Genomic DNA, 13,166 nt, shown 5'->3' with positions numbered 1-13,166 from the left:
GCCGAAGGGCGGCACCCCACCAGGGGTGCCGCCCTTCGACGCTTCACCGGGGTCCGCGCCGACCTCAGTAAGCGCTGTTGACGTTGTCGATCGACCCGTACCGGTGGGCCGCGTAGTTCGCGGCGGCCGTCAGGTTGGCGACCGGGTCGTACTGGCTCCACGCGGTGCCGGGGACGTGGTAGGCGTCGAAGGTCGGCTTGATGACCTGGAGCAGACCGATCGACGGAACGCCGTTCTGGGCGTTGATGTCCCAGTTGTTGATGGCCCTCGGGTTGCCCGAGGACTCCCGCATGATGTTCTTGTGCAGGCCGTGGTACGTGCCCGGGATCTTGTGCTTCTTCATGATGTCGAGCGCCTCGCGGATCCAGCCGTCGAGGTTGTTCGGGTACGTCTTCGGGGCGGCCTTGGCCTGGGCGGCGCGCTTGGCGGCCCGGCTCGCGGCCTCCTTCTTCGCGCGCTCCTGCGCGGCCTTCTTCTGCGCGGCGACCAGGGCCGCCTTCTTCTGGGCGTCGGACGCCTGGTCGACGACGCTCGCCTTGACCGTCTGGGCCGGGCTCTGGCTGAACGCCACCGGCGCCGCGGAAACCGTCTTCGTGGCGGTCTGTGCCTCGGCCGGCACCAGCGAGAACGCGACAGCGGCGGCGCCGACGGCGGCCACTCCGGCGAACGAGAGCTTGTGGGCCTTGGACAGCACGGGACGGTGACCGGGGTTCTTGGCGTACAGCGACATGAGTGATGGACCTCTTCGAGTTGGCGCGGAGGTCGCTCTCGGCCGGGTGGGGACATTGCTTTCCAGCACAAGCGCCGTGGGCGGAAACCCACGGCGCCGAGCGACGGAAGCAATTCTTAGCGGCCGCAAAATCCGGTGGCAAAGGTGTGACGTACGATGCCGCTTAGTGGACGCGGAAGCGGCAAAACGGGACAGAACAGCACGTCTGTCCCGTTCAAACCGGGCGTATCTATCTCCTAGGCAGCTTCGTACGTGATGTGGGTCCTATGCCCGGCCTCACATCGGCAGCGCCGTGTCTTCACGTGCAGTTGCTGGCGCAATGCACACGGTGAGGTGTCTCCGGAGGAAGGATGAGATGCACGTCGCCGAACTCGTGCCACAAGTAGTCCCCCGCCAGCGCCTCCTCGTACGCCCGCTCCACCGCCGCCCGCCCCGCGACCGCCTCCAGCATCAGCAGATGCGACGCCTCCGGCTCGTGCAGCCCGGTCACCAGCCCGTCGACCACCCGCACCCCCCGCTCCGGAGTGACCACCAGATCCGTCCACCCCTCACCGGCCCGTACGACACCGTCGGCCCCGGCCGCGGACTCCACCGCCCGCACCGCCGTCGTTCCCACCGCTACCACCCGCCCGTCGCCCGCCCTGACCGCGTCGATCAGTCGCGCCGACGCCTCCGGCACCGCGAACCGCTCCGGGTACGGCGGCTCGTGCGCCTCCGCCGACGCGACCCCCGTGTGCAGGGTGACGGGCGCGAACTGCACCCCCCGGCTCACCAGCTCCGCCACCAGCCGCGGGGTGAAGGGCCGCGCCGCACTCGGCATCTCCGCACTGCCCGCCCCGTCCTCGGAGGGCAGCGCGAACACCGTCTGGTACACCGACAGCGGCTGGTCCCGATCCGTATAGGAGTACCGAATGGGCCGCCCGTGCTCCCGCAGCAGCCCGAGGACGTCCGGCGACGACACCCGCGCCCACCACAGCCGCCCGCCCCGCCTGCTCAGCGGCTCCTCCAGAACCAGCCCCGCACCCCCGGGAAGCCGCACCGCCGCCCCCGCGGGACCACCCGCACGCGCGCGCGTGGTGCCCCTGCCGTCCGGATCCCGCAGCTCGACGGCCCACCGCCCGTCATCGCCCCGCGTGGAGAAGTGCACCACCACGCGCGCGTGCCCGATCACCCCGTCGACGGCCGCCGCCAGCGTCGACGACGTGTTCACCACCAGCAGGTCCCCGGCCCGCAGCAGCCGGGGCAGCTCCACGAACGCGTGGTGCGACACCCCCGTACCGCGCGACACCAGCAGCCGTACGGAATCCCGGTCGAGCCCCGGCCCGCGCTGCTCGACCGGCACCCGCGCCGACCGGTCCCCGGGCACCTTCAGCGCCGTCCTCATCACGCCCCCAGCAGGGACGGCGCCCCGTACCGGCCGCTGGCCGGCCTCCCCTCGATCAGCCGCAGGAACGCCGGCACCACACTCTCCGGACGCGGCCGCGGATCGTCGTCGTCCGGCACCGCCGCCGCGTACAGATCGGTGCCCATGTCGCCGGGATCCACCGCCCACACCCGCAGCCCCGGCTCCTCCACGGCCAGCACCGCCGACAGATGGTCCAGCGCCGCCTTCGACGCCCCGTACCCTCCCCACGTCTCGTACGCCTCCGCCGCCGCGTCCGAGCTGACGTCGATCACCGCGCCCGCGTCGGACGCCCGCAACAGCGGCAGCGCCTTCTGGACCAGCCCCAGCGCCGCGACCACATTGACCTCCAGGGCCCGCCGCAGCCCGTCCAGGGCCAGTTCCTCCAGCCGGACGAGCGGCTCGGCGCCCAGCGCGCTCGCGTTGTTCACCAGCAGGTCCAGCCCGCCCAGCGCACGGGCCGCCGCGACGAGCGCGGCCCTGTGCGCCGCGTCCGTCACATCCCCCGGCAGTGCCTCGACCCGCGTCCCGTGCGCCGCCAGCTCCTTCGCCGTGCCCCGCAGCGCCTCCTCGGTCCGCGCGTCGAGCACCAGGTCCCATCCCCGCTCGGCCAGCGCTTCCCCCAGCGCCCGTCCCAGGCCCTTGGAAGCCCCCGTGATGATCGCCACCGGCATGACATCGTCCCCTCGTCGTCCGCCGCCTCCCGCTCCGGTCGGCGGTGATCCCAACGTAGGAACCCGGCCCTCCCCACCGCCTCGTACCCGGGCCCCAGTACGCCAAGGCCCTTCGCCCTAGGCCACCGGTCGGGGCCCCGGGACCTAGGTCCGGTCGTAGGCCCGGAACCCCCGGAACCTAGGTCCGACGGCCGGGGCGGCGCGGTCGGCGGTCCGATCCGCGCTGTCGGACCCCGCCGGTACGGTGAGCTCATGAGTCAAGGTCCCCGGTCGGGCCTCGCGGCGGTGAGTTCGGCGCTGCTGGCCATGAGCAGACATCTGGAGGTGCGCGACGTCCTGAAGACGATCGTCGCCTCCGCCCGAGAGCTGCTCGACGCCGAGTACGCCGCCCTGGGCGTCCCCGACGACCACGGCGGATTCGCCCAGTTCGTCGTCGACGGCGTCACCGACGCGCAGTGGAAGGCCATCGGCCCCCTCCCGCGCCAGCACGGCATCCTCGCCGCGATGCTCCACGAGGCCACCCCGGAGCGCCTCGCCGACGTCCGCGAGGACCCGCGCTTCGAGGGCTGGCCCACCGCCCACCCCGACCTGGTCGACTTCCTCGGCCTGCCCATCCGCGACGGCGACGAGGTCATCGGCGCCCTCTTCCTCGCCAACAAGCGCTGCCCCCGCCCGGAGGGCGGCTGCGGCTTCACCGAGGACGACGAGGAACTGCTGTCGATCCTCGCCCAGCACGCCGCGATCGCCCTGACCAACGCCCGCCTCTACGAGCGCAGCCGCGAGCTGACCATCGCCGAGGAACGCTCCCGCCTCGCCCACGAGCTGCACGACGCCGTCAGCCAGAAGCTCTTCTCCCTGCGGCTGACCGCCCAGGCGGCGGCCGCCCTGGTCGACCGCGACCCCTCACGCGCCAAGGGCGAGCTCCAGCAGGTGGCCGCCCTCGCCGCCGAGGCCGCGGACGAGCTGCGCGCCGCCGTCGTCGAACTGCGCCCCGCCGGACTCGACGAGGACGGCCTGGCCGCCACCCTGCGTACCCAGGTCCACGTCCTCGACCGTGCGCACAGCGCCCGCGTCACCTTCTCCGCACGCGGCGCCCGCGCGCTGCCGTCGGCTCAGGAGGAGGCCATGCTCCGCGTCGCGCAGGAGGCCCTGCACAACGCCCTGCGCCACTCGGGGGCCGAGCACGTCGACGTCGCCCTGGAGCGCCGGGGCACCGGCGCGGTGCTGCGGATCACCGACGACGGCACCGGCTTCGACCCGCAGGCCATACGCCGCGCGGGACGCCACCTCGGCCTCGTCTCCATGCGCGACCGGGCGAGCGGGGTCGGCGGCACGCTGACCGTGGAATCGGCGCCCGGCAAGGGCACCACGATCGAGATGGAGGTCCCCGGTGGCTGACGCAATCAAGGTGCTGCTCGTCGACGACCACCAGGTGGTCCGCCGGGGCCTGCGCACCTTCCTCGAGGTGCAGGACGACATAGAGGTCGTGGGGGAGGCCGCCGACGGCGCCGAGGGCGTCGCCCGCGCCGAGGAACTCCGGCCCGACGTCGTCCTCATGGACGTCAAGATGCCGGGCCTGGACGGCATCGACGCGCTCCGCAGACTCCGCGAACTCGACAACCCCGCGCGCGTGCTCATCGTCACCAGCTTCACCGAGCAGCGCACCGTCGTCCCGGCCCTGCGCGCCGGTGCCGCCGGGTACGTCTACAAGGACGTGGACCCCGACGCCCTCGCCGGCGCCATCCGCTCCGTGCACGCCGGACACATCCTGCTCCAGCCGGAGGTCGCCGGGGTGCTCCTCTCCCAGGAGGAGGCCAACTCCGGTCAGGGGAGGGGAGGTTCGCTCACCGAGCGGGAGCGGGAGGTGCTCGGCCTGATCGCCGACGGCCGCTCCAACCGGGAGATCGCCCGCGCCCTGGTCCTGTCCGAGAAGACGGTCAAGACCCACGTCTCCAACATCCTCATGAAGCTCGACCTGGCGGACCGGACCCAGGCCGCGCTGTGGGCGGTGCGTCACGGTGTGACCGGATGATGTGTCGATTGTCCGGAAACCCGGAAGGTTCCCCTCCGATCTGAGATTCATACCGTCGGGTGTATGTCCTCCGAATGGCGCATCCTCGGCAGGGCCCCGCCGTTCTTCAGTGCGTGCTGCGTGCGACCGCCGCAGTGATCGCGAGGAAGGGCTCAGAAGTGAAGAACCTGAAGAAGGCCGCCGCTGTCACGATGGTGGCCGGGGGCCTCGTCGCCGCCGGTGCGGGCATGGCCTCCGCCACCGACGGCGGGGCGCACGCGGGCGGCAAGGCCGTCGGCTCGCCGGGCGTCATCTCGGGGAACGTCATCCAGGCCCCCATCGACATCCCGGTCAACGCGGTCGGCAACAGTGTCAGCGTCGTGGGCGTCCTGAACCCGGCCTTCGGCAACCTGGGTGTCAACCACTGACGTTCCACCCCGGGAGCACAGTGACCACCGGCCTTCCGGACCCCTCCGGAAGGCCGGTCAGCCATGTCCACGGTCCCCGGCCGTCCCCCCCCCCGGTGACTGAGGTCTTTCAGCGTTGCCGCTCCAGAGTGAGCACGGCCGCGGAGATTGACGACATTCGATTCGGACTGCACCGGGACTTGCGGAAGATCCGCCAGGACTTCAGTCGTGCGACGCCGCGTTCGACCGGTGCCCGTGCCGTGGCCATTGCTCGGCTGATGGTCTGCTGGGTGGGGGTGAGGTCACGGCCCGGCGGGCGTCCGAGGGGTGTTGTCACCCATGGGCCGGCTCCCATGTAGGCGTGGCGGCGAGGATTGGGACGTCCTTGCGTTCACAGATCCGGATGATCCGGTGGGCGCGGGCCGCAGTGAGACGTCGACAATCGGCCGCCGATGCGGGCATGACGATGACCACGCGAGTGGTGAAGACTGGATAGATGCGACCTCACGCCCCAGGCGGACTCCTGTTCGTAGCGCTCGGTCTCATCCTTGTCGCCGCCGGCTATGTCTGGAGAGGACGTACCCTGCGTCCCCTCTCGGCGAAACGCGCCCAGGCAGCCGTGATCCGGGATCGTTCCAGAAACCTGCTGCGCTCTGCGGACATGGCTATCGCCGGAGCGCGTCGACGGGCCGCAGACGGCGAACCGGCCATCGTCACGGTCGGAGACGTGACCAGGGTGGCGCGCCAGCACTACGGGTACCTCTTCGTGGAGCGCGAAGAAGCAGCTGCCGCCCTCCGCCAGCGCTATGAGGCTGCCGACTGCCGGGCGGACTGCATGACCGACGCTTTCAACTGACTGCCTGCCCGGCAGGTGCTCGACGCCAGAGGCGCCGGAGCTGTCACCTGATAGGTGGTCACGCTGAAAATGCTCACTCTGTCGAACGGGCCGGGACGCCGGGGCGACGGGGCGCACTACCCCCGCTCCCGCTCCTCCACGAACGCGTTGTACGCCGCCACCTGCGCCCGCCGAGCCGTCCGCTCCACCGGTCGCAACGCGGCCACCCGGGAGCCCATCTCGGACGCGCTCACCGCACCCCCGTGCCCGTTCTCGTACGCCAGCGAGATCAACAACCCCACCCGCTGCGCCAGCTCCAGCACCCGCACGGCCCGCGGCGGATACCCGGGCGCGAGCACCTCACGCCCCCGCTCGGCCCGCGCCCGGTAGGCGTCGATCGCCGCCTCCGCGACCGGCCCCGACGCCGCCACGTCCAACCGGGACAGCACGGCCGTCGCGTCCCGCAGCGCCTCCGCCAGCTCCCGCTCGGCCTCCCCGAGGGACGGCACATCGGCGGGCGGCGCCTCCCGCACCTCCAGACAGTGCCAGACCACCTCGACGTGCTCGTCGCCCGAAGGCCCCGCCGTGTACACCTCCGGCACCAGCCCCAGCGCACCCCCGTGGCACACCACGGCCTCCTCCGCCTCCAGCGCCCGCTTGTTGAACTCCGGCGGCCCGCTGAGTCCCAACGGATGCCCCGGCGCGGGCAGGGCCACCCGCAACCCCGTCACCCCCAGCGCCCTCAGCCGCCCGAGCGCGAGCGTCAGCCCGACGGGCCCCGACTCGCCGGGCAGCCCCTCCACCCGATGCACCGCGTCCTCCCCGACGATCGCGAGCACCGCGTCATCCGGCGAGACAAGTCCGGCAAGAAGGGCATTTCCCCATGCGGCAAGGCGTCCTGAGCGTGGTTCCGAGAGCATGCCTCCACCCTAAGGACCGACCGATGGAATGGACGGCCCGACCGGTGGCGTAGATTTCCCTGAGGGCTGCGCCCACCCGGCGGTGGCTCCAACCACAGGCGTACGCGACAGCCGAGACAGGCCGACACTGCAAGGGGAGACAGCGCGCTCATGAGCGATGTTCTGGAGCTGGAGGACGTATCCGTGGTCCGCGAGGGCCGGGCTCTGGTGGACCAGGTCTCCTGGTCGGTCAAGGAGGGCGAGCGCTGGGCCATCCTCGGCCCGAACGGCGCCGGCAAGACCACCCTCCTCAACGTCGCGTCCAGCTACCTCTACCCCAGCAAGGGCACCGCCACGATCCTCGGCGAGACCCTCGGCCGGGTCGACGTCTTCGAACTGCGCCCCCGCATCGGCATGGCCGGCATCGCCATGGCGGAGAAGCTCCCCAAGCGCCAGACCGTCCTGCAGACCGTGCTGACCGCCGCGTACGGCATGACGGCCACCTGGAACGAGGACTACGAGGAGATCGACGAGCTCCGCGCCCGCGCCTTCCTCGACCGCCTCGGCATGACCGAGTACGTCGACCGCAAGTTCGGCACCCTCTCCGAGGGCGAGCGCAAGCGCACCCTCATCGCCCGCGCCCTGATGGCCGACCCCGAGCTGCTCCTCCTCGACGAGCCCGCCGCCGGCCTCGACCTCGGCGGCCGCGAGGACCTCGTCCGCCGGCTCGGCCGCCTCGCCCGCGACCCCATCGCCCCCTCCATGATCATGGTCACGCACCATGTCGAGGAGATCCCCCCGGGTTTCACCCACGTCCTGATGATCCGTCAGGGCAAGGTCCTCGCCGCGGGCCCCCTGGAGCTGGAGCTGACCTCCCGCAACCTCTCCCTCTGCTTCGGTCTCCCGCTCGTCGTCGAGCAGGTCGGCGAGCGCTGGACGGCCCAGGGCCTGCCCCTCACCTGACCTCCGACTTCCCCCGCCGACCCGCCAGTCGGGCGGCACCGCTCCACAACCCGGGCCGGACGCAACCGACTTGGCGGATCCGCTGTAAGCGATCTTTGGCCGTGCGCTCTGTCGGCGGGGCGATCCCGGTCCTACCATGGACGATGTGGACAGCATCGACGCATGGGTGTGGTGGCTGATAGGCGCGGCCGGGCTCGGGATCGCCCTCGTCATGACCGCGATGCCGGAACTGGGCATGCTCGCCCTGGGCGCCGTCGCCGGCGCCGTGACCGCGGGACTGGGCGGCGGTGTCGTCCTCCAAGTGGTCGTGTTCGCCGCCGTGTCCGTGGCGCTCATCGCCGTCGTACGGCCGGTGGCCGCCCGCCACAGAACCGGACGGCCCGAACTGGCCACGGGGATCGACGCCCTGAAGGGCAAGCAGGCCGTCGTCCTGGAACGGGTCGACGGTTCCGGCGGCCGCATCAAGCTCGGCGGCGAGATCTGGTCCGCCCGCTCCCTCGACTCCGGACTCACCTTCGAGGTGGGCCAGGAAGTCGACGTCGTGGAGATCGAAGGAGCCACCGCGATCGTCATGTGACCTCGCACGAGGCGGTCACGACGCGATCACGCAATGCACCGAACGTCCCACCTGGCAGGCGCTGTTCTGCCAGACTCGACGAGCAAGATCCTCAACAGGCAAACAGGCATAAGATCTTCCACAGGCGCCGCGGCGGAGAAGGGCACGGGGAGCGAACGATGGAACCGATCATCATCGTCCTGATCATTCTGGTGGTGTTGGTCTTCATCGCCCTGATCAAGACCATCCAGGTCATCCCACAGGCGAGCGCCGCCATCGTGGAGCGCTTCGGCCGCTACACGCGCACGCTCAACGCGGGCCTCAACATCGTGGTCCCGTTCATCGACTCCATCCGCAACCGCATCGACCTCCGCGAACAGGTCGTGCCGTTCCCGCCCCAGCCGGTGATCACCCAGGACAACCTGGTCGTGAACATCGACACGGTCATCTACTACCAGGTGACCGACGCCCGCGCCGCCACCTACGAGGTCGCCAGCTACATCCAGGCGATCGAGCAGCTCACCGTCACCACGCTCCGCAACATCATCGGTGGCATGGACCTGGAGCGGACCCTGACCTCCCGCGAGGAGATCAACGCGGCCCTGCGCGGCGTCCTCGACGAGGCGACCGGCAAGTGGGGCATTCGCGTCAACCGCGTCGAGTTGAAGGCGATCGAGCCGCCCACCTCCATCCAGGACTCGATGGAGAAGCAGATGCGCGCCGACCGTGACAAGCGCGCCGCGATCCTCACCGCCGAAGGTACGCGCCAGGCGGCGATCCTGACCGCCGAGGGTGAGAAGCAGTCCCAGATCCTGCGCGCCGAGGGTGAGGCCAAGGCCGCCGCCCTGCGCGCCGAGGGCGAGGCCCAGGCCGTTCGTACGGTCTTCGAGGCCATCCACGCCGGTGACCCGGACCAGAAGCTCCTCTCCTACCAGTACCTCCAGATGCTCCCGAAGATCGCCGAGGGCGACGCCAACAAGCTCTGGATCGTCCCCAGCGAGATCGGCGACGCCCTGAAGGGCCTCTCCGGCGCCATGGGCAACTTCGGCAACCTGGGCGGCGGCCCCACCGTTCCCAAGCCGGCCGACGGCAACGCCGACCGCCGCGAGAAGCCGGCCATCGACTGAACACGGCGAACGGGCCCGCCCTTCCACCAGGAGGAGCGGGCCCGTTCGCCGTACGACAGCAGTTGGTGACGACGCCGGTTACGCGGCGCTCTTCGACAGCCAGTCCGGCAGCGCGTCGAAGTCGTCATGTCCCAGGGACAGCAGCATCGCGTCCGCCGGAGTCGGCTCGAACGGCTGCCGCAGCAGCGGCATCCCCGCCTCGTCCGGAGTCCGGTTCGCCTTGCGGTGGTTGTCCTCCGCGCACGACGCGACCGTGTTCAGCCAGCTGTCGGAGCCACCCTTGGACCGCGGCACCACATGGTCCACGGTCGTCGCCCGCCTGCCGCAGTACGCGCACCTGTGCCTGTCCCGTACCAGCACACCCCGCCTGGACCATGGCGCTTGTCTTCGGAACGGCACCCTCACGTACCGGCAGAGCCTGATCACCCGGGGCGCCGGTATGTCGACCGCGGCTCCGCGCATGCGCAGTTCGGGGTGGGTCTGCTCGACGACGGCCTTGTCCTGCAGCACCAGAACGACGGCTCGGTTGAGCGTCACCGTCGACAGCGGCTCGAAGCTCGCGTTCAGTACCAGCGTGTCCCGCATCCCAGCCCACCTCCTGTGCACCAGCCCACCCCCCGGCAGGCTTGGATCAACTGTGGCCGGGCACGCCGAGATGGACAACGCAATAAAAAATGCCCGCCTCTGATCACTTCCAAGACCAGAGGCGGGCAAACGTTCAATGAACGTCCGGCTTCGTTACTTTTCCGCTACAGCGGCGTACTCCCCGATGAGCTGGGCGCGCGCCAGCGTGTGGAAACGGAGGTTGAATCCCACCACGGCGGGCGAAGCGTCGGAATCCGGACCGAGCTCCTCCTGATCCACGGCGTACACCGTGAACACATAACGGTGTGCCGGGTCGCCGGGCGGCGGGGCGGCCCCACCGAAGTCACGCGTCCCGTAGTCGTTGCGCGCGTGCACCGCGCCCTCGGGCAGTCCCTCGAACTTCCCCGACCCCGCACCGGCCGGCAATTCGGTCACGGACACCGGGATGTCGAACACGACCCAGTGCCAGAACCCGCTGCCCGTGGGGGCGTCCGGGTCGTAGCAGGTCACGGCGAAGCTCTTGGTCTCCGGCGGGAAACCCTCCCAGCGCAGCTGCGGAGAGGTGTTCCCGCCCGAGTAGACCTGAGCGTCCTTGAGCGTCGCCCCCGGCTCGACGTCCTCACTCGTGACCGTGAAGGACGGCACGACCGGATGGAAATCGTGGGGGAGCGGCGGCCTCTTCGGCTCGGTCACCTCGGTACCTCCTGGTGGGATCTGTGGGTTGGTTCAGAGCCTAGAACCAGCTGCGCTTGCTGCCGACCTCCGACAGCCACTGGTTCAGGTAGGCGGCCCAGTCCGTGTTCCCGTAGTCCTGCAGCCCCACCCGGAACGAACGGAACGAGTCGCTGCCCTCGCTGAACAGTCCCGGCTTCTTGTCCATCTCCAGCACGACGTCCATCTCGCGCTCGTCGGCGACGAAGCTCAGCTCGACCTGGTTCAGCCCGTGGTACTGCTGCGGCGGGAAGAACTCGATCTCCTGGTAGAAGGGCAGCTTCTGCCGCGTGCCCCGGATGTGGCCGCGCTCCATGTCCGCGTTCTTGAAGCGGAAGCCCAGCTGGATGAACGCGTCCAGGATCGCCTGCTGCGCCGGCAGCGGGTGCACGTTGATCGGGTCCAGGTCACCGGAGTCGACCGCACGCGCGATCTCCAGCTCCGTCGTCACACCGATGTGCATCCCCGGCAGCGTCTGGCCCTGGATGGTCGTGACCGGCGTCTCCCAGGGGATCTCCAGCCCGAACGGCACCACGTGCACCGCCTGCGCCTTCAGCTCGAAGGCACCCCCGAGACGCTGCTTCAGGAACTCGATGTCCTGCTTGTACTCGGCGTCCTGACCCTCGACCTCGACCCGGGCCTGGAGCCCGACCGACAGCGCCTCGATCTGCTGGTCCACGGAACCGCCCTGGATCCGCACCTCACCCTGGACGACACCGCCCGGTACCACATTGACCTCGGTCAGCACCGTCTCGACCGAAGCGCCACCGGCCCCCAGGCTCGCGAGCAGTCGCTTGAACCCCATGTCTGTTCCTCCCGTCAGGCAACGCCTGTGTATCTGTGTGGCTCTGTAGTTCTGTGTGGGTGGATCGCTCTGTGTGGCGTGGATCCTTGATCCCTACAAACGCGAACCGACGGTGACCGGTTCCGGGTCCCCACACTTCCAAGGAGGACGCTTCCTCGCCACCCATCGGCCGCATCCCTCTGGACTACGCTCGTACGCCATGATCGCGACCCCCGACCGTACGCCCCTGGCCCGAGAGTTCTTCGACCGCCCCGTCCTGGACGTCGCCCCAGACCTCCTGGGACGCGTCCTCGTGCGCACCACCCCGGACGGTCCGATCGCGCTCCGCATCACCGAGGTCGAGGCCTACGACGGTCAGAACGACCCCGGTTCGCACGCGTTTCGCGGCCGCACCGCCCGCAACGCCGTGATGTTCGGTCCACCCGGCCATGTGTACGTGTACTTCACGTACGGCATGTGGCACTGCATGAACCTGGTGTGCGGTCCGGAGGGCTGGGCGAGCGCGGTCCTGCTGCGCGCCGGCGAGGTGATCGAGGGCGCGGAGTTGGCTCGCAAACGTCGAATCTCGGCCCGAAATGACAAGGAACTGGCCAAAGGGCCCGCCCGCCTGGCCACGGCCCTGGACGTCGACCGCGCCCTCGACGGCACGGACGCCTGTTCCCCCGACGATCCCCCTCTTACCGTCCTGACCGGCACACCTGTCCACTCCGACCAGGTACGCAACGGTCCCCGTACGGGCGTCGCGGGTGACGGAGGCGTCCACCCCTGGCGCTTCTGGATCGCCGACGACCCCACCGTGAGCCCCTATCGGGCCCATGTCCCCCGCCGCCGCCGAACTTGACTCGCCTCCGGGCGGTCCGTAACGTAGCCCGAGCCGCTTGAACCGGGTACGGCAGTCAGCCAGCAGCCGGAAGCGGCCACCCACTACCTACGACATCCCCTCGGCGGGGGCGAATTAGGCATGCCCTGATTCGAGTCCGCAGAACTCAATTATGAGTTGCCGGGGGAATCGGCTAACGTAGTGAATGCCGAAAGGCCGCGAGGGAAACCGAGAGGCCCAAAGGCAGCCGAAAGGCAAAGCCCGCCGACAGGGAATCGGATCGGAAACGGTCTGATAGAGTCGGAAACGCAAGACCGAAGGGAAGCGCCCGGAGGAAAGCCCGAGAAGATACTCGGGTGAGTACAAAGGAAGCGTCCGTTCCTTGAGAACTCAACAGCGTGCCAAAAATCAACGCCAGATATGTTGATACCCCGTCTCCGGCCGGTTCGGCTGGGGCGAGGTTCCTTTGAAACAAAACACAGCGAGGACGCTGTGAACCATCGGATCATTCCTCCGGTGGTTCCGCTCTCGTGGTGTCGACCCGATTACGGGTAAACATTCACGGAGAGTTTGATCCTGGCTCAGGACGAACGCTGGCGGCGTGCTTAACACATGCAAGTCGAACGATGAAGCCCTTCGGG

15 protein-coding genes, 1 rRNA gene and 1 pseudogene are annotated in these 13,166 nt (G+C 69.8%); 9 read left to right on the top strand and 8 right to left on the bottom strand.

Translation table 11 applies throughout. The annotated features are described in order from the left end of the window. Positions 1-64: 64 nt before the first annotated feature. The 3 genes from ACZ4Z3_RS03975 to ACZ4Z3_RS03965 all read right to left on the bottom strand — a co-directional run bounded on the left by ACZ4Z3_RS03975 (position 65) and on the right by ACZ4Z3_RS03965 (position 2,806). Positions 65-730 (bottom strand): transglycosylase SLT domain-containing protein, encoded by a 666-nt coding sequence (locus ACZ4Z3_RS03975; RefSeq protein ID WP_468499552.1) that lies wholly within the window; start codon positions 728-730, stop codon positions 65-67. Between the two features lie 298 nt (positions 731-1,028). Further along, entirely contained in the window at positions 1,029-2,114 is a 1,086-nt protein-coding gene (locus ACZ4Z3_RS03970) for an S-adenosylmethionine:tRNA ribosyltransferase-isomerase (protein ID WP_468499551.1), read from the bottom strand. Next, positions 2,114-2,806, bottom strand: a complete 693-nt coding sequence (locus ACZ4Z3_RS03965) for an SDR family NAD(P)-dependent oxidoreductase (RefSeq protein ID WP_468499550.1) — start codon at positions 2,804-2,806, stop codon at positions 2,114-2,116. The genes ACZ4Z3_RS03970 and ACZ4Z3_RS03965 overlap by 1 nt, the downstream gene beginning before the upstream one ends. 252 nt (positions 2,807-3,058) lie before the next feature. On the opposite strand from ACZ4Z3_RS03965, the gene ACZ4Z3_RS03960 reads away from it, so the two are divergent. The 3 genes from ACZ4Z3_RS03960 (at position 3,059) to chpE (ending at position 5,245) form a co-directional block, all read left to right on the top strand. Further along, positions 3,059-4,204, top strand: coding sequence for a GAF domain-containing sensor histidine kinase (locus ACZ4Z3_RS03960; RefSeq protein ID WP_468499549.1), 1,146 nt, complete (start codon positions 3,059-3,061; stop codon positions 4,202-4,204). Continuing rightward, the gene (locus ACZ4Z3_RS03955) at positions 4,197-4,838 is read left to right on the top strand and encodes a response regulator (RefSeq protein WP_468499548.1); all 642 of its coding nucleotides are present in this window, start codon (positions 4,197-4,199) and stop codon (positions 4,836-4,838) included. The genes ACZ4Z3_RS03960 and ACZ4Z3_RS03955 overlap by 8 nt, the downstream gene beginning before the upstream one ends. Before the next feature lie 158 nt (positions 4,839-4,996). After that, on the top strand, positions 4,997-5,245 hold the full coding sequence (gene chpE / locus ACZ4Z3_RS03950) for a chaplin ChpE (RefSeq protein ID WP_468499547.1): 249 nt from the start codon (positions 4,997-4,999) through the stop codon (positions 5,243-5,245). Positions 5,246-5,354: 109 nt separating this feature from the next. Here chpE and ACZ4Z3_RS03945 read toward each other — a convergent pair. Continuing rightward, positions 5,355-5,659: pseudogene (locus ACZ4Z3_RS03945) on the bottom strand (transposase family protein); the annotation flags it as partial. 61 nt (positions 5,660-5,720) lie between these two features. On the opposite strand from ACZ4Z3_RS03945, the gene ACZ4Z3_RS03940 reads away from it, so the two are divergent. After that, the gene (locus ACZ4Z3_RS03940) at positions 5,721-6,080 is read left to right on the top strand and encodes a hypothetical protein (RefSeq protein ID WP_468499546.1); all 360 of its coding nucleotides are present in this window, start codon (positions 5,721-5,723) and stop codon (positions 6,078-6,080) included. 116 nt (positions 6,081-6,196) lie between these two features. Here ACZ4Z3_RS03940 and ACZ4Z3_RS03935 read toward each other — a convergent pair whose 3' ends face one another. Beyond that, a complete protein-coding gene (locus tag ACZ4Z3_RS03935; protein ID WP_099968635.1) occupies positions 6,197-6,979 on the bottom strand; it encodes a hypothetical protein in 783 nt (260 codons plus the stop codon). A 150-nt stretch (positions 6,980-7,129) separates the two neighbouring features. Between ACZ4Z3_RS03935 and ACZ4Z3_RS03930 the strand changes: the two genes are divergently transcribed. The 3 genes from ACZ4Z3_RS03930 to ACZ4Z3_RS03920 all read left to right on the top strand — a co-directional run bounded on the left by ACZ4Z3_RS03930 (position 7,130) and on the right by ACZ4Z3_RS03920 (position 9,604). Continuing rightward, on the top strand, positions 7,130-7,921 hold the full coding sequence (locus ACZ4Z3_RS03930; RefSeq protein ID WP_055538595.1) for an ABC transporter ATP-binding protein: 792 nt from the start codon (positions 7,130-7,132) through the stop codon (positions 7,919-7,921). Between the two features lie 145 nt (positions 7,922-8,066). Beyond that, positions 8,067-8,498: an NfeD family protein gene (locus ACZ4Z3_RS03925; protein ID WP_468499545.1), complete on the top strand. Its 432-nt coding sequence runs from the start codon at positions 8,067-8,069 to the stop codon at positions 8,496-8,498. Positions 8,499-8,656: 158 nt separating this feature from the next. Continuing rightward, complete coding sequence (locus tag ACZ4Z3_RS03920; RefSeq protein WP_055538597.1) at positions 8,657-9,604, top strand: SPFH domain-containing protein; 948 nt, start codon at positions 8,657-8,659, stop codon at positions 9,602-9,604. 78 nt (positions 9,605-9,682) lie between these two features. Here the strand turns inward: ACZ4Z3_RS03920 and ACZ4Z3_RS03915 are convergent, their stop codons facing one another. The 3 genes from ACZ4Z3_RS03915 to ACZ4Z3_RS03905 all read right to left on the bottom strand — a co-directional run bounded on the left by ACZ4Z3_RS03915 (position 9,683) and on the right by ACZ4Z3_RS03905 (position 11,705). Then, positions 9,683-10,189, bottom strand: coding sequence for an HNH endonuclease (locus ACZ4Z3_RS03915; RefSeq protein ID WP_468499544.1), 507 nt, complete (start codon positions 10,187-10,189; stop codon positions 9,683-9,685). A 153-nt stretch (positions 10,190-10,342) separates the two neighbouring features. Next, on the bottom strand, positions 10,343-10,882 hold the full coding sequence (locus ACZ4Z3_RS03910; RefSeq protein ID WP_468499543.1) for a YbhB/YbcL family Raf kinase inhibitor-like protein: 540 nt from the start codon (positions 10,880-10,882) through the stop codon (positions 10,343-10,345). 40 nt (positions 10,883-10,922) lie between these two features. Continuing rightward, the gene (locus tag ACZ4Z3_RS03905) at positions 10,923-11,705 is read right to left on the bottom strand and encodes a sporulation protein (RefSeq protein WP_055517937.1); all 783 of its coding nucleotides are present in this window, start codon (positions 11,703-11,705) and stop codon (positions 10,923-10,925) included. Positions 11,706-11,904: 199 nt separating this feature from the next. On the opposite strand from ACZ4Z3_RS03905, the gene ACZ4Z3_RS03900 reads away from it, so the two are divergent. Both ACZ4Z3_RS03900 and ACZ4Z3_RS03895 read left to right on the top strand, forming a co-directional pair. Continuing rightward, complete coding sequence (locus ACZ4Z3_RS03900) at positions 11,905-12,546, top strand: DNA-3-methyladenine glycosylase (protein WP_468499542.1); 642 nt, start codon at positions 11,905-11,907, stop codon at positions 12,544-12,546. Positions 12,547-13,083: 537 nt separating this feature from the next. Beyond that, a 16S ribosomal RNA gene (locus ACZ4Z3_RS03895) occupies positions 13,084-13,166 on the top strand; the annotation flags it as partial.

The sequence above is a fragment of the Streptomyces sp. NPDC030296 genome (assembly GCF_055572815.1).
Note: the sequence above shows the minus strand (reverse complement) of the source record. Positions and strands in the feature narration are given on the sequence as shown.